Source organism: Bradyrhizobium sp. CCBAU 45394, from assembly GCF_028128655.1.
Classification (GTDB): Bacteria; Pseudomonadota; Alphaproteobacteria; order Rhizobiales; family Xanthobacteraceae; genus Bradyrhizobium; species Bradyrhizobium diazoefficiens.
Window position 1 is genome coordinate 52,552 of the sequence record NZ_LBIX01000164.1, and the last position, 18,381, is coordinate 70,932.

Annotated in this window: 18 protein-coding genes; 6 read left to right on the forward strand and 12 right to left on the reverse strand. The window is 64.2% G+C overall.

What is annotated here, in order from left to right; all coding sequences use genetic code 11:
• The first annotated feature begins 163 nt into the window (after nt 1-163).
• Nucleotides 164-1,408 carry an MFS transporter gene (locus WN73_RS21595; protein WP_028171624.1) on the forward strand — a complete coding sequence of 415 codons (1,245 nt, stop codon included), beginning with the start codon at nt 164-166 and terminating at the stop codon, nt 1,406-1,408.
• A gap of 83 nt (nt 1,409-1,491) precedes the next feature.
• Here WN73_RS21595 and WN73_RS21600 read toward each other — a convergent pair whose 3' ends face one another.
• Nucleotides 1,492-2,751, reverse strand: coding sequence for an adenylate/guanylate cyclase domain-containing protein (locus WN73_RS21600; protein WP_028171623.1), 1,260 nt, complete (start codon nt 2,749-2,751; stop codon nt 1,492-1,494).
• A gap of 175 nt (nt 2,752-2,926) precedes the next feature.
• Between WN73_RS21600 and WN73_RS21605 the strand changes: the two genes are divergently transcribed.
• Nucleotides 2,927-4,084: an MFS transporter gene (locus WN73_RS21605; protein WP_271554681.1), complete on the forward strand. Its 1,158-nt coding sequence runs from the start codon at nt 2,927-2,929 to the stop codon at nt 4,082-4,084.
• 31 nt (nt 4,085-4,115) lie between these two features.
• Nucleotides 4,116-4,307 carry a hypothetical protein gene (locus WN73_RS21610; protein ID WP_028171621.1) on the forward strand — a complete coding sequence of 64 codons (192 nt, stop codon included), beginning with the start codon at nt 4,116-4,118 and terminating at the stop codon, nt 4,305-4,307.
• On the opposite strand, the gene WN73_RS21615 is transcribed toward WN73_RS21610, so the two are convergent.
• The 3 genes from WN73_RS21615 to dmeF form a co-directional block, all read right to left on the reverse strand.
• The gene (locus WN73_RS21615) at nt 4,304-4,678 is read right to left on the reverse strand and encodes an EamA family transporter (protein ID WP_080668050.1); all 375 of its coding nucleotides are present in this window, start codon (nt 4,676-4,678) and stop codon (nt 4,304-4,306) included. The two genes, WN73_RS21610 and WN73_RS21615, sit on opposite strands and share 4 nt — an antisense overlap.
• A gap of 32 nt (nt 4,679-4,710) precedes the next feature.
• Complete coding sequence (locus WN73_RS21620; RefSeq protein WP_271554683.1) at nt 4,711-5,541, reverse strand: N-acyl homoserine lactonase family protein; 831 nt, start codon at nt 5,539-5,541, stop codon at nt 4,711-4,713.
• An 87-nt stretch (nt 5,542-5,628) separates the two neighbouring features.
• Nucleotides 5,629-6,588, reverse strand: coding sequence for a CDF family Co(II)/Ni(II) efflux transporter DmeF (gene dmeF / locus WN73_RS21625; protein WP_028171620.1), 960 nt, complete (start codon nt 6,586-6,588; stop codon nt 5,629-5,631).
• Nucleotides 6,589-6,794: 206 nt separating this feature from the next.
• Between dmeF and WN73_RS21630 the strand changes: the two genes are divergently transcribed.
• Together WN73_RS21630 and chrA are read left to right on the forward strand one after the other, a co-directional pair.
• The gene (locus tag WN73_RS21630) at nt 6,795-7,613 is read left to right on the forward strand and encodes a chromate resistance protein ChrB domain-containing protein (RefSeq protein ID WP_271554685.1); all 819 of its coding nucleotides are present in this window, start codon (nt 6,795-6,797) and stop codon (nt 7,611-7,613) included.
• Complete coding sequence (gene chrA / locus WN73_RS21635) at nt 7,613-8,998, forward strand: chromate efflux transporter (RefSeq protein WP_161534690.1); 1,386 nt, start codon at nt 7,613-7,615, stop codon at nt 8,996-8,998. Before WN73_RS21630 ends, chrA begins: the two co-directional genes overlap by 1 nt.
• Nucleotides 8,999-9,023: 25 nt before the next feature.
• On the opposite strand, the gene WN73_RS21640 is transcribed toward chrA, so the two are convergent.
• The 4 genes from WN73_RS21640 to WN73_RS21655 form a co-directional block, all read right to left on the reverse strand.
• Nucleotides 9,024-10,094 carry a c-type cytochrome gene (locus tag WN73_RS21640; RefSeq protein ID WP_271554687.1) on the reverse strand — a complete coding sequence of 357 codons (1,071 nt, stop codon included), beginning with the start codon at nt 10,092-10,094 and terminating at the stop codon, nt 9,024-9,026.
• 199 nt (nt 10,095-10,293) lie between these two features.
• Entirely contained in the window at nt 10,294-10,554 is a 261-nt protein-coding gene (locus tag WN73_RS21645; RefSeq protein ID WP_271554688.1) for a hypothetical protein, read from the reverse strand.
• Nucleotides 10,555-10,708: 154 nt separating this feature from the next.
• Nucleotides 10,709-11,350, reverse strand: a complete 642-nt coding sequence (locus tag WN73_RS21650; RefSeq protein ID WP_271554690.1) for a hypothetical protein — start codon at nt 11,348-11,350, stop codon at nt 10,709-10,711.
• Nucleotides 11,347-11,568, reverse strand: a complete 222-nt coding sequence (locus tag WN73_RS21655; protein WP_271554691.1) for a hypothetical protein — start codon at nt 11,566-11,568, stop codon at nt 11,347-11,349. Before WN73_RS21655 ends, WN73_RS21650 begins: the two co-directional genes overlap by 4 nt.
• Before the next feature lie 719 nt (nt 11,569-12,287).
• Between WN73_RS21655 and WN73_RS21660 the strand changes: the two genes are divergently transcribed.
• Nucleotides 12,288-13,109: an alpha/beta fold hydrolase gene (locus tag WN73_RS21660; protein ID WP_049832399.1), complete on the forward strand. Its 822-nt coding sequence runs from the start codon at nt 12,288-12,290 to the stop codon at nt 13,107-13,109.
• Between the two features lie 128 nt (nt 13,110-13,237).
• On the opposite strand, the gene WN73_RS21665 is transcribed toward WN73_RS21660, so the two are convergent.
• The 4 genes from WN73_RS21665 to WN73_RS21680 all read right to left on the reverse strand — a co-directional run bounded on the left by WN73_RS21665 (nt 13,238) and on the right by WN73_RS21680 (nt 18,290).
• Nucleotides 13,238-13,495 carry a hypothetical protein gene (locus WN73_RS21665; protein WP_271554693.1) on the reverse strand — a complete coding sequence of 86 codons (258 nt, stop codon included), beginning with the start codon at nt 13,493-13,495 and terminating at the stop codon, nt 13,238-13,240.
• A 156-nt stretch (nt 13,496-13,651) separates the two neighbouring features.
• Complete coding sequence (locus WN73_RS21670; protein ID WP_271554694.1) at nt 13,652-14,200, reverse strand: 2'-5' RNA ligase family protein; 549 nt, start codon at nt 14,198-14,200, stop codon at nt 13,652-13,654.
• Nucleotides 14,201-15,190: 990 nt separating this feature from the next.
• Nucleotides 15,191-16,735, reverse strand: a complete 1,545-nt coding sequence (locus tag WN73_RS21675) for a GMC family oxidoreductase (RefSeq protein ID WP_271554695.1) — start codon at nt 16,733-16,735, stop codon at nt 15,191-15,193.
• Between the two features lie 4 nt (nt 16,736-16,739).
• Nucleotides 16,740-18,290, reverse strand: a complete 1,551-nt coding sequence (locus WN73_RS21680; RefSeq protein ID WP_271554696.1) for an ABC transporter substrate-binding protein — start codon at nt 18,288-18,290, stop codon at nt 16,740-16,742.
• Between the last annotated feature and the right edge of the window lie 91 nt (nt 18,291-18,381).

Below are 18,381 nucleotides of genomic sequence, written 5' to 3' on the forward strand. Positions count from 1 at the left end.
GAATACCGAAGTCGAAGCTTATTGCAACTCATTTGCAACTGCATCTGGCCGCATCGGTTCCCGGCACGGACCTGTTTTGCCCCGGGCCTGTCGGGAAGCGGGTGGGTTTGGCCGGTCTCCGGCGCGGATACTGGCGCCAATCCGACTCTGCAGGAAATGAGCCATGTCAAATCCGCCTCGCCTCCCCGACACCTTCAGCCGCCTCGCCTGGTCCAATCTCGCGGCGCAATCGGCCGAGCAGATCGCGCTGGCCGCAGCCCCCATCGTCGCCGTGCTGACGCTCGGGGTCGCTGAAGGCCAGACCGGTCTATTGCAGATGGCGCTGACACTTCCGTTCGTGCTCTTCGCCATCCCGGCCGGCCTGCTCGCCGACCGCATCTCCCGCCGCGCGCTGATGGCGGGCGCCGAGGCGCTGCGGGCCGCAGCCCTCGCGGCGATCGTGCTGCTGCTCGCGCTCGGCGCCCTCAATCTGCCGCTGCTGGCCCTGCTCGGCTTCGCTGCCGTGTGCGGCACCGTCGTCTACAGCGTGGCCGCACCGGCCCTGGTGCCCTCGCTGGTGAGCTCGGACCTGTTGCCAGCCGCCAATGCCCGGATCGAGCTCGCGCGCACCATCGCCTTTGCCAGCGGGCCTGCGCTTGGTGGCGCGCTGGTCGGCTGGTGGGGCGCGAGCCTGGCTTTCGGCTTTGCCGCGGCGCTCTCGGCCATTGCCGTGGTGCTGCTCTCCGGCATCTACGAGCCCGCCCGCACGCCGGCGCCGCGGCGCCATCCGTTCCAGGACATCCGCGAAGGCGCAGCCTTCGTGTTTCACCATCCACTGCTCCGGCCGGTCTTCATCACCCAGTTCATCTTCAACACCGGCTGGTTCTTGCAGATCGCCGTGTTCGTGCCTTATGCCGTGCGCCATCTCGGGCTGACCGCCGCCGGCGTCGGCACGGTGCTGACGATGTACGGCGTCGGCATGGTGATCGGCGCGCTGCTCGCGACGCGCGTGATGCAGCGCGTCGCCTTCGGCACGGTTGTCGGCCTCGGCCCGGTCACCGGCTTCGCCGCCTCTTTGGTGATGGCGCTGACGGTGCTGGTCCCCTCGCCCTGGCTTGCGGCCTTAAGCTTCTTTCTGCTCGGCGTCGGGCCGATCCTGTGGGTGATCTCGACCACCACTCTGCGCCAGTCCGTGACGCCGCCGCGCCTGCTCGGCCGCGTCTCCGCCATCAACATCATGAGCTACGGCGCCCGCCCGCTCGGCTCGGCGCTGGGGGCAATCGTCGGCGGGCTCTGGAGCGCGGAGGCGTGCCTTTATCTCGCGGCGGCGGTGTTCGGCATGCAGGCGCTCGTGATCCTGCTGTCACCGGCCGCGTCACTCGACCGGCAGCCGGACATGGTGGGGGACGAAGTGGCGGTGAGGTGTTAGCTGCGTCGCGATTGCGGAAAGTGGCGCAGCATCCTCCTCGTCGTCCTGGCTTTCGCCAGGACGACGTAGGCGAGGAGTGATGCCTAACTCGCCAGATACCGCTCATAGCTCCCCGTCACCGGCTCGCTGGCGTCAACCTCCGGATCGAGCGTGTAGAGGTCCTGCGCGCGGCCGATGCCGCGCAGCGCGTAGCGGCCGGTGGAGACGAGATAGCGGCGGCCGGCGGCATCGAGCCCCTTGTAGAACTCCGCCGACGCCAACAGCTCGCGATCGACCGAGCGGCTCATCGAGGCGATGCGGCTGACCTCGTTCACCGTCGGACCCACCACCGTGAAATCGAGCCGATCCTCGCTGCCGATATTGCCGTAGAAGACCTCGCCGACATGCAGCCCGATATAAGCCGACGTGGTGGGACGGCCGTCCGCCTCCCGCCGCTTGTTCAGCGCTGCGACGTTCTGGCGGAACAGATGCTCGGCGCGGAGCGCAGCACGTCGCGCATGCGCCATGTCCTCGCCGATGAACATCGCGAGCACACCGTCACCGATCAGCTTCAGCACGTCGCCGCCGGCATCGTGGATCGCATCGATCACGGCCTGCGCATAGTCGTTGAGAAACGGGATGATCTCGTCGGGACCGATGCTCTCGCTGATCCCGGTCGAGCCGCGCAAATCCGAGTACCACAGCACTGCCTTGATGCGCTCGGTGACGCCGCGCGAGATGCGGCCGCCCAGCACCTGCTCGGAGGCGCCGCGGCCGAGATAGACGCGCCCGAGCGTGCGCGCGATATCGACCTGCTGCGCCGACTTGATCGCGAGCCCCAGCACCGGCACGAGATCGCGCAGGGACTCCAACTCGGCTTCGCTGAAGCCGCTGTCGCGGCGCGTGGTCCAGCAGGAATAGAGGCAATCCATCAGGCCGAGCGCGCCGTTCTCGCCGAAGCGGTGCACGAAGGCGAGATAATGCTTATGGCCCTTCTCGGCGAGTTCGCCGATCTGCGAAAAATCCAGCGACGGCGCGTCGGCGAGATCGATCACCATCTCGTCGTGGCCGTGCTCGAGCATGTGGAAGAACACCGAGCGGCGCCAGTGCTGGGCCGCGTCGCCCTCGGCGGTCGAGCCGTATTCGAACGCGTCGCTCTCGTTGCTCGCCCGGTCGCTCCAGCGGAAACCGCGGCCCTCATAGATCGGATGCAGCGTGTCGATGACGACGAGGGCGCGCGAGAGTTCCAGGCCCTCGGCGCGGCAGCGCTCGCAGAAGCCGCGGAGCAGTTCGTTTTCGGGCAGGCCCGTGAGCCCCTGGCCGGTCAGCCAGTTCATCAGCGCGAGGCGCGAGGTCAATTGCATGCGCCATTATGCCGTGCATTCGTGACGAGTGGAAGGCGCAAGCCTCGCGCGAGCCGTACAAGGCTCCCGTCCCCTGCAGGTCGAATATGCCGCGATCGCGGTTGACGCACTCGCTGCGCCGGCGGCAAATGCCGGCGATGATGACTTTGTCGGCCAGAATCGGAAGCACGCGCGGATGAGCCAGCGCCAGCTCCCGATCATCCTGGCGCTCGGCACCACGCAGACCCTGGCCTGGGCTTCCAGCTACTATCTGCCGGCCCTGCTCGCCGATCCCATGGCGCACGACCTTGGCGTCTCCTCCAACTGGATCTTCGGCGCGTTCTCGGTCTCGCTGGTGATCTCCGCGATGCTCGGCCCGCGGATCGGGCGGCAGATCGATCTCGTCGGCGGCCAGCAGGTGCTGTCGGCCTCGAACCTGACCATTGCCGCCGGCCTCGTGCTCCTTGGGTTGTCGCAATCCGTTCTGGTGATGGCGGTCGCCTGGCTCGTGCTCGGCATCGGCATGGCGATGGGGCTCTATGACGCCGCCTTCGCCGCGCTCGGCCGCATCTACGGCACCGAGGCGCGCAGGCCCATCACCGGCATCACGCTGATGGCGGGCTTCGCCTCCACCGTCGGCTGGCCGCTCACCGCCTGGGGCCTCGCCCATATCGGCTGGCGCGAGACCTGCTTTGCCTGGGCCGCCGCCAACATCCTGATCGGCCTGCCCCTCAACTTCTTCATGCTGCCGGCGATCAAGGGCGCCAAGCAGGCGGCGGCGACGGCCGCGAAGCCGCATGTGCCGCTCGACCGCACCATGATCCTGCTCGCCTTCGTCTTCGCCGCGGCCTGGACCGTCACCGGCGCGATGGCGGTGCATTTCCCGCGCATCGTGGAGGCAACCGGCGCGACCCATGTCGAGGCGATCGCGGCCGGCGCGCTGATCGGTCCGGCGCAAGTGCTCGCGCGCATCCTCGAAGCGAGCGTTCTGAGCCGCTTTCATCCGCTGTGGTCGACCCGGCTCGCCTGCGTGACCCATCCGATTGGAGCTGCCGTCGTCGCCATCTTCGGCGGCGCCGCGGCGAGCGCGTTCGCGTTGCTCCACGGCTCGGGCAACGGCATCCTGACGATCGCCCGCGGCACGCTGCCGCTGTCGATCTTCGGGCCGAAAGATTTCGGCTACCGCCTCGGCATCATCGGCGCGCCGGCGCGGATGGCACAGGCGGTGGCGCCACTGGCGTTCGGCCTGCTCATCGACGTCATGGGCGCCAAGGTGCTGATCGTCTCCTCCGCGCTGAGCCTCTCGGCGCTGGCGGCGCTGTTCCTGATCCGCGCCGAGCGCCGGCCCGATTGACCGCACCGCCGCTTTCGCGCACAAGCGGGCCATGACCGAAGACAACAGCCCGCCCCGCACATTCAAGGGCCTCCTGCGCTGGGCGACCACGCCGCCGCAGGCCTGGGTCGTCTATCTCCTTGCCGTCATGCTGGTGTGGCTGCTGTCGTTCTATGCCGGCACGCTGAAGCCGAAGAAGACGCCGGAGGCAAGTCCGCCCGCAGCGACTGCGCCACACAGCTAGGCCGGCTTCGCCTCGCTGGTCGCAATCCAGATTCCGGCGAAGACGGCGAGCAGCCCGACCAGGAGATTTGCCGTGATCGGCCCGCCGATCAGCAGCGCTGCCAGCAAGGTCGCGGCGATCGGATTGACCGTCATGGTATTGGCGACCCGGGTCGGCGTCGCCCGCGCCATGACCCAGAGGATGAAGGCGAGCGCGCCGCCGCCGGCACCGAGATAGATGCCGGCGATCCACTGCGCCGTCGTGAAGTGATCGAGCGCCGCAAAGCTGCCTTTCACGAGCCCCGCCAGCACCAGCACGACGGCGCCCGCGCCCATGCCGACCGTGAGAAAGCCGAGCGCGCTCGATCGCTGCATCAGCGGGCGCGACAACACGTTGTAGTGTGGCAACAAGCGGGTAGGAGAAGCTAGTCGTAGAACTCCGGAGCCATCTTCTGGCTGTCGCGCTGGGCCTTGTCGTGATTGATCCAGAGCTGCGCCTTCTCCCTGGAGAGCGTATCGGCGATCTTCTGCATCGAGGCCGCGCTCTGGTCCTTGTTGACGTTCATGCTGGGCACGCGGCGGTTATCCCAATTATCCCTGAAGTGCACGGCATCGCCGGACAGGATCACCGCACCGGTCTTCGGCAACTTCACCAGCAGCGACTGGTGTCCCGGAGTATGGCCGGGCGTCGACAGGATGGTCACGCTGCCGTCACCGAACACGTCCTTGTCGCCCGCGAGCTGCTCGACGGGATGCGAAGGCTTGAAGCGCGGCTCGTTGTTGGCGCCGGGCCAGTCATATTCGGCCTTCTGCACGTAGAGCACGGCCTGCGGGAACAGCTCGACATTGCCGGAGTGGTCGGGGTGGGTGTGGGAAACGGCCATCGCCTTGACGTCGTCGGGCTTGACGCCGAGCTGCTCGAGCTGGGCGGCAAGCGTCCTCGGCCGCCGCCAGGTCACGGCCTTGGGATCGGCGGGCACCAGGCCATTGGGCATGGCGGCGACGGAATCGGCGATGCCGGTGTCCCACAGGAACCAGCCCTTGGCATGCTTGACGAGATAGCAGCTGTCGACGAAGTCCATCGACTTGCCTTCGTTCAGACCGGGCGTCCAGCGCGAGATGTCGCCGGCGGTTCCCTCACCGCAATTGAGGACGTAGAGCCTTTCGACGCCGGGCTTTTCCGATTGGGCCATCGCTGCATGACTGAACAAGGCGAGAGCGGCGGCGGCAAAAGCAAGCTTGATCCTGGACGTCATCCTTGGTCCTCCTTGGCAAGCGTTTGGGAAGCTACAACCGAGGATCAACCCCGGCCGCGCCGCAGAATTCCGCTCCCGCCGATCACGTCAGTGCGGGCAGGTCTCGACCTCGACCGTGACGTGGCTGAGGCCCTTCAGCCCGGCGAGCCGCTTCTTGTAGACGGCCGGCTGCTTCGGCTTGTCCGACACCACGGACACCAGCACGGCACAATGGCCGGGGCCGACCTGCCAGAGATGCAGGTCGGTGACGCGATCCTCGCCGACCTCCATGCGTGCCCGGATCACCCGCTCCAGCTTCTCGTCGGCGCGCACGTCGAGCAGCACCGCGCCAGAGCTCTTGATCAGGCCGAACGCCCAGCTCGCGATCACGACGCTGCCGATCAGGCCGACGGCCGGATCGGCCCAGACCCATCCCGAATACATCGCCACCGCGAGCGCGCCGATCGCGAGTAACGAGGTCGCGGCATCCGCCATGACGTGGACATAGGCGGCGCGGAGATTGTTGTCGTGATGACGATGGTGGTGATGGTCATGATCGTCGTGTTCATCATGCGCATGGCCGTGGTCATGGCCGTGATGGTGATGATCGTGGCTGCCGCGCAGCAGCCACGCGCTGGCGAGGTTAACGCAAAGGCCGAGCGCAGCGACCGCGATCGCCTCGCCATAGACGATCGGCACCGGCGTGAAGAGCCGCAGCACGCTCTCATAGGCGATCTCGACCGCGATCAGGCCGAGGATGATCGCGCTGGAGAAGGCGGCGAGATCGCCGAACTTGCCGGTGCCGAAGGTGAAATGCGCATTGCCCAGGTGCCGGCGCGCGAAGCGGTAGGCGAACGCGGCAATGCCGAGCGCGGCTGCGTGCGTGCCCATGTGCCAGCCGTCGGCGAGCAGCGCCATCGAGCCGAACAGCGAGCCGGCGACGATCTCGCCGACCATCATGACCAGCGTCAGGACCACCACGAGCCAGGTGCGCCGCTCGTTCTCGTCGTGCTTCTCGCCCAGGAAAGCGTGGTCATGGGTCCATTGCTCGATGGAATGGGAATGCATCGGCTCAACTCTCCGGAAAACAGAATCCGCAAGGGGCCAATATAGGCCCCGGCAGCACATCTTTCTAACGCTCATTAGCGGCAAAACCGGCGGTTGACAGCTTGGCGCGGTTTCGTTGTAATGCGGCTCATGGGGATTTGAGCGATCTCCCCACGAGGCGACATGCCCAAGTATCGCGTCCCGTTTGGTTTATGCGAGGACGCATCATGTCTACATTCACGACCATATCATCCGATAAATTGGCGCGCCTGATCGGCACGGCCAACGCTCCTGTCCTGATCGACGTGCGGACCGAGGAGGACTTTGCCGCCGACCGGCGGCTGATCCCCGGCTCCATCAGGCTCAGCCACGAGAACGTTCCCGACTGGGGCGCCGCCTTCGCGGGCCGCTCCGTCATCGTCTCCTGCCTGCGCGGCGCCAAGCTTGCGCAGGGCACCGCGGCCTGGCTCCGCCAGCTTGGCGTTCAGGCCGAGACGCTCGACGGCGGTTTCGAGGGCTGGAAGGAGGCCAAGCTGCCGCTCCTCGACACCCGCAAGCTGCCGCCCCGCGACGCCAAGGGACGCACCGTCTGGGTAACCCGGGCGCGGCCGAAGGTCGACCGTATCGCCTGCCCCTGGCTGATCCGCCGCTTCGTCGATCCCAACGCGGTGTTCCTGTATGTGGCGCCGTCCGAAGTGGTCGCGGTCGGCGAGCGGTTCAATGCAGCCCCGTTCGACATCGAGAACGTGTTCTGGAGCCACCGCGGCGAGTTCTGCACCTTCGACGTCATGATCGAGGAGTTCGGGATCGCCACCCCGGCCCTGCTCCGGCTCGCAACGCTGGTGCGCGGCGCCGACACCGCGCGGCCTGATCTGGCGCCGGAGGCCCCCGGACTGCTCGCGGCGTCGCTCGGGCTGTCGCGGATGTATGACGACGACCTCGAACAGCTCGAGGCCGGCATGCTGCTATACGACGCCTTTTACCGCTGGTGCCGCGACGCCACGGCTGAGACCCACAACTGGCCGACCAACAAAGTGAAGGCGTAATGGATACCCGTAACGTTCAATCAGGAGCTGATGCCGGTCACGGCATTAGCTTCAATGAAGCTTTCCGCGTCTGGCTGCGCGTCGCCTGCCTGAGCTTTGGCGGGCCCGCGGGCCAGATCGCGGTGATGCATCGCATCCTGGTCGAAGAAAAGAAGTGGATCTCCGAAGGCCGCTTCCTGCATGCGCTGAACTACTGCATGCTGCTGCCGGGGCCGGAGGCGCAGCAGCTTGCGACCTATGTCGGCTGGCTAATGCATCGCACCGCCGGCGGGCTGATGGCGGGCGGGCTCTTCATCCTGCCCGGCATCATCGCCATCATGGCCCTCAGCTACATCTACGCGGCTTTCGGCAATGTCAGCTTCGTCGAGGCGCTGTTCTTCGGCCTGAAGGCCGCCGTGCTCGCCGTCGTCGTCGAGGCCGTGGTGCGCGTCGGCAAGCGCGCGCTGAAGAACCGCATCATGATCGCGCTCGCGGCTATCGCCTTCGTCGCGATCTTCTTCTTTGCAGTCCCCTTCCCGATCATCATCATCGCCGCCGGCCTGATCGGATATATCGGCGCCAGACAGGGCCGTCCGGAATTTGCTCCGGCCGGTCACGGTCATGGCGGCAGCAGCGCCGTGATCGACAGCATGCTCGGCGACGCCGTGCCCGATCACATCAAACCCGACACCGGCCGCGCGATCCGCGTGGGCGCGCTGTGGCTTGCGCTGTGGCTGGTGCCGGTAGTTGCCCTGCTCGCCGCGCTCGGCCAGGCCAACGTCTTCAGCCAGATCGCCCTGTTCTTCTCGAAGATGGCGCTGGTCACCTTCGGCGGCGCCTACGCGGTGCTGGCCTATGTCGCCCAGCAGGCGGTCGAGCATTATCACTGGCTGAAGCCGCACGAGATGCTCGACGGCCTCGGCATGGCCGAGACCACGCCGGGTCCGCTGATCATGGTGCTCCAGTTCGTGGGCTTCATGGCGGCCTATCGCGATCCAAGCGGCCTGTCGCCGATGCTGGCGGCAACGCTTGGCGGCCTGCTCGCGACCTGGGTCACGTTCACGCCCTGCTTCCTCTGGATCTTCGTCGGCGCCCCCTATATCGAGCGCCTGCGCGGCAACACCGGCCTTGCCGGCGCGCTCAGCGCGATTACTGCCGCCGTCGTCGGCGTGATCCTCAACCTCTCGATCTGGTTCGCGCTGCACACGCTGTTCCGCGAGACCGTACCGGTGCACGCCTTCCCGCTGAACTTCGACATGCCGGTGCTGACCAGCGTCGACATTCCAGCGCTCGTGCTGTCGGTCGCAGCCGCAACCGCGATCTTCCGCTTCAAGCTCGGCATGCTCACAGTGCTGGCGGGCAGTTGCGCCGCAGGCGTGGCGCTGCGGCTGGTGGGGGTGATCTAGGGCGTGTACGAGCAGCCTGGAAACGTTAAGGCATGAGCGACGCCGTGTAGGCGACCAGCGCGATCATGTCGTCGATGCCGAGGTTTTCAACAGCCGGTTTCATGACGTCGCTATTGGCGCCCTTCCGCGCGCCCGACTTGAAGTCGTAAAGCTGACGGAACATGTACGTGGGCGAACGGGCCGCAATCCCTGGCGCCACGGCAGTCCCTTTGAGGTCGGCACCATGACAGGCGGCGCACTGGACGCGGAGGTCGCTGCTCGCCGCCAACGTCCGCCCTTTCTCAATGCTGCCAACCGGGACATAGGCGATGAAGCGAGCGCGCGAGTCCCGGCTGACAAAGTGCTCAACGTTTTCCGGAATCTCGATGATGCGCTGGCCGATGGGCTCTTTCTCGCCGCCGTCCATCGGCGCCAGGAACAAGTCCCTGACATGTGTCTTCGGCACGGTCTCGGTCTCTACGACCGCAATGTTGGATCTCGGCTTGATTGACGCAAAATAGTTCGCAGCCTCCTTGAGTTCCTGATCGGTGATGGCCTTGGACGTCTTGATCATCAGGTCGGTGGCGACGCGGGGCACTGAATTCTTGCGCAGGCCCGTCTTGAACTCCACCGTTTGCCGGATGATGTATTCCGCGGAGAAGCCAAACAGGCTGGCATTCTCAGGGCCGCCCGGTCCGTCTGCCCTGTGGCAGACGCCGCACGCGAACACGTCAGGCGTTCTCCCCTTTGCGACGATCTCAGGCATCGCCGGATGGTCTTCCGGATGCCAGTCGGGTGCGGCGAACAGATCGCGCAGTTGCGTGAGCGTAAAACCGGCGGCGCTGTCAGGGACTCGCCGGATCGTGCCGTCGTCGGGGGCCCGTTGAAAATTCGGCGGGTTTACCGGGTAGGCCCATGCGGGCGGGCCGTCCTGGCTTTGTGCAGGCGCACCCGCTGAAGCAAGCGACGTCAGCGAAAGGGCGAAAAGCGCTGAAGAAATCCTCATGGCCAAGACCTCCATGCGCATCGGCGGACCTGGACCTTCGAAGCCGACAGCGTGAAGATCGGCCGCTCGCGAGGCAGTGCCGCAGAAGTCTGCGGGCAGGCGTTCCTCCATCAGGCGTTCCGGGAAGCATTCAAGGGCCGGGATAAGCTGGCGTCAATTGGGGATTTGGGTGCCTGGTCCGGTCTGGATCAAAAGCAGACTTCGACACGGGGCGCCTCGAAGGGTCGCTAAGGGCCAACAGCGGACCTGCCTCTCCGACCCGTTTCGGATCATCCGAGGCGGGTGGTTTCGTGGACCGCTCAAGCGCTCCTTACCGCTCAATCGCCATCCAGCGTCCGAGGGTTTTCATTTCAAGCGGAACCCAGCGCGATTTCGTCTCACAGGCGCGAGCGATTTCGAACCAGATGCGCGGCGTCTTCCGGGCGATAGAGATCGTGTTGGAAAGCTTCTGATGTGGCTTGACGGGCCGCGGACGCGGAATGGCTACGTCGCCGGCCATGAAACCGCACGCCAAGAGCACGCGATCCGCTTCGGGTTTGTCGATTACAGCGGCTTGCAACTGCGTACTCATTAATCGGGACGCCGTTAGACGTCCGCTATGCCCCCGATAGCGGCGCGAAAGCGGACGTCGCAGGACTTCCGCGTTGGGCCAACAACGGACCTGCCTCTCCGACCCGTTTGGGATCATCCGAGGCGGGTGGTTTCGTGGACCGTTCAATCGCTCCTTACCGCTCAATCGCCATCCAGCGTCCGAGGGTTTTCATTTCAAGCGGAACCCAGCGCGATTTCGTCTCACTGGCGCGAGCGATTTCGAACCAGATGCGCGGCGTCTTCCGGGCGATAGAGATCGTGTTGGAAAGCTTCTGATGTGGCTTGACCGGCCGCGGACGCGGAATGGCTACGTCGCCGGCCAAAAAACCGCACGCCAAGAGCACGCGATCCGCTTCGGGTTTGTCGATTACAGCGGCTTGCAACTGTTCCCTGAGATGATCGAATGTGATTGCGGTGAGGCGGATATCGGCGAAGATCGGGCTATGGCTCGAATAGTGCTGCAGTCCAAGCTCTCGGGCCTCGTTGAGCTCGCGGAGATCGAAGGCGCTGCCTTCCAACTCGGCATTCCCCCCACGTCGCTGGATTACGATATTGTCCAGGTCCCTCAATTTATGCTCGTCTTCGTCAGCACAGAAATCAGCGGCCTGTGTGACGAAATCGAGCCGATTCTGCCAATGGGGCAACCAGAACTCTTCGACGAGCGGTCCACACCAGGCATCCTCCTTGATCGACGGTTCAAACAGCAGCGTCAACCGGCGTTCCTGCCGCCAATCAGCGTGCCATTGGTCTTCCGAAACGATTTCGACGTCTTTCATGCGGCGACCCCGCTATACTCGTCTTTGTCAGCACAGAAATCAGCGGCCTGTGTGACGAAATCGAGCCGATTCTGCCAATGGGGCAACCAGAACTCTTCGACGAGCGGTCCACACCAGGCATCCTCCTTGATCGACGGTTCAAACAGCAGCGTCAACCGGCGTTCCTGCCGCCAATCAGCGTGCCATTGGTCTTCCGAAACGATTTCGACGTCTTTCATGCGGCGACCCCTGAGTTTTCTTATCGCATCCACACAGCCCAACGCGTTGCGGATGGTATCAGGCAACTCTCTGCCTACGAAAGAGCTTGCAACAAGTCGGCTCGTCGATTTGCCGGTAGAAAACAAGCGAGTCCGCTACGGGTCATTTGCGACCGACATGGGTTATCCGCTCCATGTCCGATCTATCCCCGATAGCGACCGAACGGCGGACGCGCCCAGACCATGCGGGTGGTAGCAGAGCAGCGCGAGATCGGCGAGCACGGCATCACTCTAGGGCGCGGGCTCTTAAGTCCGATCAGCCGGCGAAAGCATGCCACTCCCAGAGCCTTCACAAGCCTAAGCCGGAAGCCAGTCTTGATATGCGTCAATCTGTCGGAGCGCAAAGCGGCTAGTAGTAAAGCGGGAGTTCTCTTATCGCATCCAGACAGCCCAACGCGTTGTGGATGGTATCAGGCAACTCTCTGCCTACGAAAGAGCTTGCAACAAGTCGGCTCGTCGATTTGCCGGTAGAAAACAAGCGAGTCCGCTTCGGATCAAAAGCAGAGGTGGATGCCAAGTTCGATCGGCGTCCGGTTTGCCCCTGACAGCCGACATGACACGTGCTCAATCGACCTTCGGCTAAGGGCCAATTACAGACCTTGGCCGCGAACCGACGCGCAGATATCCTCCAGGTTGCAATCCGCTTCAGTCCCGATCCTCCTTAAACAAAGGATTTTGTCATGACAAATAGCGGAATTACCCGCCGCCGCGTGCTTCGCAGTGCTGCAGCCGGCAGTCTCGCGGCAGCAGCGGCCTCCGGCGTGATCGGTGCCGCCCGCGCCCAATCGGCGCGAAAGACCTTCGTCTTTGTCAGCGGGGCCTTTTGCGGCGGCTGGATATGGCGCCGGGTCACTGACCGGCTCGAACAGGGCGGCCACAAGGTGTTCGCTGAGTCACTCACAGGTTTGGCCGACCGCTCGCATTTGCTGAGTAAGGATGTCAATCTGGACACTCACATCGCCGACGTCGTCAACCTGATTAAATGGGAAAGTCTCGAGAACGTCTGTCTCGTGGCATGGTCCTATGCAGGCTTCGTATGCTCGGGCGCACTCGAAACCATCGGCGATAAAGTCTCATCGGTTGTATGGCTTGATGCTTACATTCCGGTCGACGGACAAAGGGTGGCGGACTTCGCAGCCGAGGGCGTTCGCAAAGCCATTCAAACGACCATGGACAAGGGCGAGGCAGGCGTTCGTGGATTAACCAAGATTACGACCGCCGCAATTGTTGCCGAACCCGATCGAGCATTCGCCGAAGCTAAAGCTACTCCGCATCCAGTCGGCACCTATCTCCAGCAGGTCAAGGTTTCCGGGGCGCTTCAAAAGGTAGCAAAGAAAACATACATCCGCCTCCCTAGATTTCCACAGCCGGCCTTCGACAAGGCTCTGGCAGACTGCAAGAGCGACAAGTCTTGGGCCACATTCGAACTGCCGGACGTGGGGCACATGGCCATGCTCGATGCACCAGAGCGCGTGAGCGAGTTGATACTGCAAGCCGCGTGAGTCCCCACGTCTCGGCGATATGCAGTATGTCCGCCTTGGGTCAAAAGCTGCCGTAGAGCACTGTATCGCGAAGGCTCCGCTAAGGGCCAGGAGCGGAATAACGCGCGGAAAAACAGCGGTGGCCTTACTCATCTGACTGAGATTGCAAACGGTCCTATTGCAAAAATCCAAAGACCGTATGCCACTTCATTTCTCATCATCCACGCGCGGTATTTTTGTCCCTCATCGTTGAAGAAGTTCTTGTCCACCTGCCCCGAAAATTTACGGAAGAACGTTATGTCTTTGCGTTCAACGCCGGGAGCTAAGTTTCGCAGGGCGTGCATTCCAAGATAAATCTCAAGCCCGGCGAAGACCGCTACACCAAAGACCCAGAAATAGACCGCCATCCTGTCGGCTCCCTCTTCGGTCTAAATCTAAATGCTGGCCGTAGAACCGCTATCGGTCAGAATGCGAAACATTCGACCTGAGCAATCCCGGCTGCTAGCCTCCGTTGAGCAGACCTGTAAGCAGCAGGAAGCAACTTCGCGGGTGGATCAGCATCGCTACGCAACGGAACGCCCCTTCGGCAGTTCCCGCTGCGCAACGACCCGCACAGGTGGAAACACGACGCAATCCACGACGTCGAAATTGACTTGAATGCGCCGGTCGAACGACTGCGCAAACGCAATGGCGTCTTTGCTGTTTCTATCGGCGATGCGTGTGCCAAGTGTGCAGTGGGGCGTCCACGCACCGGGCCGATAATGTGGCCGACATTGGCCCGGGTCGATGGCAGCGCTGATTGAAGCGTGCCACCTTCTGAGGGTCTCGCTCGGTTCGGGCTCAGCCCACAATACAAGTGGCGGGCCCGCGAACCACCTCAATCGCCTGAATGTGACGGGCAATTGTGTTTCGCCTGCGCTTGCAGACAGCATTGCTTTCCACGCCGTCTCTTCGTCAATCTCGGGCGCATCATAGATCGCGAATGTCAGATGTGGTCGGTACGCCAGAGTGCGCATCGACGGCCCGTCCTCCAACGCAGCAACTTGGTCCCATAGCTGTTCGATCTCGTCCGCGGAATCGTTATCGGCTCGTATATTGATTGCGACTGCCATCCAACGCCCTGCTCAAGCCGGTGAAGTCCGTCATCTTGGACCGCCCCTCGAAGATCCGCAACGGATCGCAAGCCGTCGATGATGACGAGGCGGGCCGACTTCCGCTTAGCCTCCAGAAGCTGGCTTTGATGATCACACGCCCTCTGGCCGAAAGCTCGTCACCTACGCCCCCGTCGACGATTGCCTGTCGGGCAATACAGCCGCGCCGCGCGACCTCACGACGTGTCAAGCCCCGGCCCGAAAATATTCCACTTTACCGAAATTCGGATTTGTCGTACATGCGAAACACCCTGGCCTGAGACAAGGGGCGGATCGCGATCGTCACGAACCGCAGGCCGGGCAGCGATGGACGCGACGGCGTCGGGCGCGATCGGCATTGCAGGGCGGGACACCGTGAGCAATGGCTCTTGCGCATACGACCTGGCGCTGACAGCGTCTTCGCATGGCTTCGGGAGCGAGCACACGCCACCTCTCGGATTCTCAGCGAAGACGTGCGCGGACGGAGAAGTCGTGTGGTCCTGACGCCCGGGGTCTGTGCGTCAAGTCTTGCGGTGATGTTGCGGTCCGACCGGACGCGCGCATCAGCCATCCGTGAGGCGACGGGGGCAATAGTGCATCGCTCCCCGGGGAGAGCACGAAGGACACCGTTAAAACCATTCGCGCAGGGAAGGCCGGGCGATCCGGCGAGACCTGTAGTCCACCCCGTGTGCATTTTTTGTGGCGCACGGACTTGCGGGTGCCAGCCGGCGCCCGGCCTTCCCTGCGCCCTTGTCTCTACGAGGGCGCGCGAGAAGCAAAACTCGGGTGATATCCGCCGCGAGAAGGCGATGGCGTGTCTGCTGTTTGAAGTGTGAATTGGAGAGCGAGGGCCTCCCCGCTTGCTCCGTCATTGCGAGCGGAGCGAAGCAATCCAGACTGTCTCTGCGGAAAGACTCTGGATTGCTTCGCTCCGCTCGCAATGACGAGATGAGTAGATTTTACGCAGTAGCTTTACCGCATCATCATCCGCGCGATCGCTTCCCCGATCACCACCGTCGTGAAGTGGGTGTTGGCCCGGCAGTCCGACGGCATGATCGATGCATCGGCGACGCGCAAGCCCGCGATGCCCTTCACCGTGCCATCAGGGTTGACGACGCCATCGGCGTCGTTGACGCCGCTCATGCGGCAGCTGCCGGCGGCGTGCTGGATGTCGCCGGTCTCACGGCGCAGCAGCGCGTCGAGTTCCTGATCCGGCAAGGCCGCGGCTTGCGGCAAGGTCAGATCCGTGTCGGTCAACCGGATCCAGTCGGCGATGCCGGAAAGCGCCGGCTGGGACGTAATCACCGCGAGCCGCTTCACCGCATCCATCATGCGCAGCATGTCCCGGGGATCGGCCAGCATGTTCTCCTCGACAACGGGATCGATACTGGGGTCGGTCGAGGCGAGCTTGAGCGTTCCGCGAGAATAGGCGTTGAACAGCCCGGCGCCGATCGCCCCGGGCACGCCGATGCCGCGATGGTTGAACGCAATCAGGATCATGTCGCGCTTGCCGCCATTGGCGAGGCCCGAGGAATAGGTCACGCAGCAATTGGTGTGGCGAGTGTCCGGATCGGTCGGCCGCAGGTTTTCGCGGAGCTGGATCGTGGCGCGAAACAGCGGGTGGTCGAAGAAGTGGCGGCCGACCGGCAGATCGCGCGCGACGGCGATCCCCATCGCCTTCAGTTCCTCGGCCGGGCCGATGCCCGAGCGCAGCAGGATCGCCGGACTGTGGATCGCGCCGGCGCACAGCACGATCTGGCGCGCACCGATGTCGCTCGTGCCCTGCCCCTCGATGCGGACGCGGACGCCGGTCGCGCGGCCGTCGCTGATCAGCACACGATCGACCAGCGCATGACCGCGGATCTCCAGATTGGCTCGGCCGCGCGCGGGCTCGAGATACCCCTCATTGGTCGTGATGCGGCGGCTGTCGCGGCTGTTGATGGGATAACAGGCGACACCCTCGCCGTCAGGGCCGTTGACGTCGGCGCACCAGGGATAGCCGCTGGCCAGCGCCGCATCGCGCAAGCCGCGATCGATCGGGCCCCATTTCTCAGGTGGCGCGCGATAGACCGGCAGCGGGCCGCCGCGTCCATGTCCCTCGGTGTGGCCGAATTCCATGTCGTCCTCGATCACCGAGAACAGCGGCATCACCTCTTTCGCCGACCAGCCGGTGCAACCATTGGCCGCCCATTCGTCGAAGGCGTCAGCAACGCCGCGGATCGCGATCTGGCCGTTCATCATCGACGAGCCGCCCAGCCCCTTGCCGCGCCAATAGAAGCGCGGCTCCTGCCCCGCCACGCGGCGCGTCAGCAGATCAGGCCACTGCCATTTTTCCTGGTACTCGCGCTTGTGGATGATCGGGATCGGATTGGGCGTCTTCACTTCCCACGGCGCTTCATCAGCGCGCCAGTCGAGACCCGCTTCGAGCAGCAGCACGCGCCTTGCGGGATCCTCGGAGAGCCGCGCCGCAACAGCGGCGCCGGCGGAGCCGCCGCCGACAACAATGACATCGTACATCGCGCTATTTCTCAACGTTCCAGAACACCGGGATGGCGGACGGTATCAGATTGCGCAGCGTCGCGCGATAAAGCGCCGGCTGGGCGAACTGGCCCCAGGGAATCCCGGGCGCCTGATCGTACATCACCGTCTGAATCTCGGCCGCGATTGTCTTGCGATCCTCCTCGGCAGGCGCCTTGGCGAAGGCTTCCATGAGTGGCGTGATGCGCGCATCGCATTGCCAGCCGGTGAAGTCGGCACAGTTGAACGCCACCATGACGTTGGTCAGCGGCGAGCCGAGATCGAAGCCGCCGGCGTGAACGCCATAGACGCTCCAGCCCTCCTTCTTGGCACGGCGCGCCAGCACGCTCGCCCAGTCCATCACCTGGAGATCGACGTTGAAGCCGGCCTGCTTCAGCCGCTCGGCCAGCACCTGCGCCGAGACGCGCGGGGCTTCGAGGTCGTTGGCCTCCATGACGATCACGGGCTCGCCGGCATATTTCGTCGCCTTCAGCGCGGCGCGCGCCGCTTCGATCGACGGCATTGCAGCGGCTTCCGTGCCGGCGTTGCTGTCATAGGTGGTGCCGCAGGTGAAGAAGGTCGCGCAGGGCGTGGCGTATTTGGCGTCGAGGCCGAGCGCATCCAGCACTTCGCGCTGGTCGACCAGCTTCCACAGCACGCGCCGGATCGCCGGATCGTCGAACGGTTTCGACGCGGCGTTGAGGCGATAGGCGCCGGCGAACATGTTGCCGCCGGTGAAATTGAGCAGCTTCACGCGGGAGTTCTTCTCCAGCGTCGGCAGCAGATCGAACGGCGCGTACTGCATGAAATCGACTTCGCCGGCCTGGAGCGCGGAAGCCGCGGTCGCACCGTCCGGAATGACGCGGATCTCGAGCGTGTCGACATTGACGCGCTTGCCGCCGGCGAGGAAGTCGGCAGGCTCGGGGCGCGGCACATAGTCCGCGAACTTCTTCAGGATCATGCGGTCGCCGGTGCGGTGATCGGCCTTGCTGTAGACGAACGGGCCGGAGCCGACGATCTCGGTGATGCGCTGGTCGCCCGGCGTCTTGGCAATGCGCTCGGGCATCATGAAGGCGACGGGGCTAACGGGGTTGCCGAGCGCGTCGATGACGAGGCCGGACGGCTCCTTCAGCGTCAGCACGAACGTCTTGGCGTCCGTCGGCTCGAGCGAGGCCGTGATCGCGAAGATGCGGCGGCCGAGCGCACTACGGGAGCCCCAACGGCGCAGCGATGCGACGCAGTCGGCCGCCGTGACCGGCTGGCCGTCATGCCACTTCAAGCCGTCGCGCAGCGTGAAGCTGTAGGTCAAGCCATCGGGCGAGACCTTCCAGTCCTGCACCATCTGCGGTTTGATCTCACCCTTGGAATCCTTCGCAAACAGCGTGTCGAACACCATGTAGCCGAACGTGCGCGAAATATAGGCCGTGGAAAAATGCGGATCGAGCGTGACGATCTCCGCCTCGAGCACCGCGACGAGATTGCCCGCTGCATGTGCGGGCCCGGCAACCAGCGCGAGGGCGAACAGCGCCGGAATGAATGACTTTGGCTTGAACATTGTTGCTTATTTGCCTTTTGACTTGTCGTTTGCAGTCGTCAAGAAAAAGCAATGTTCGTGCCCATACGGCGGCGTCACGTATGCGCTCGCG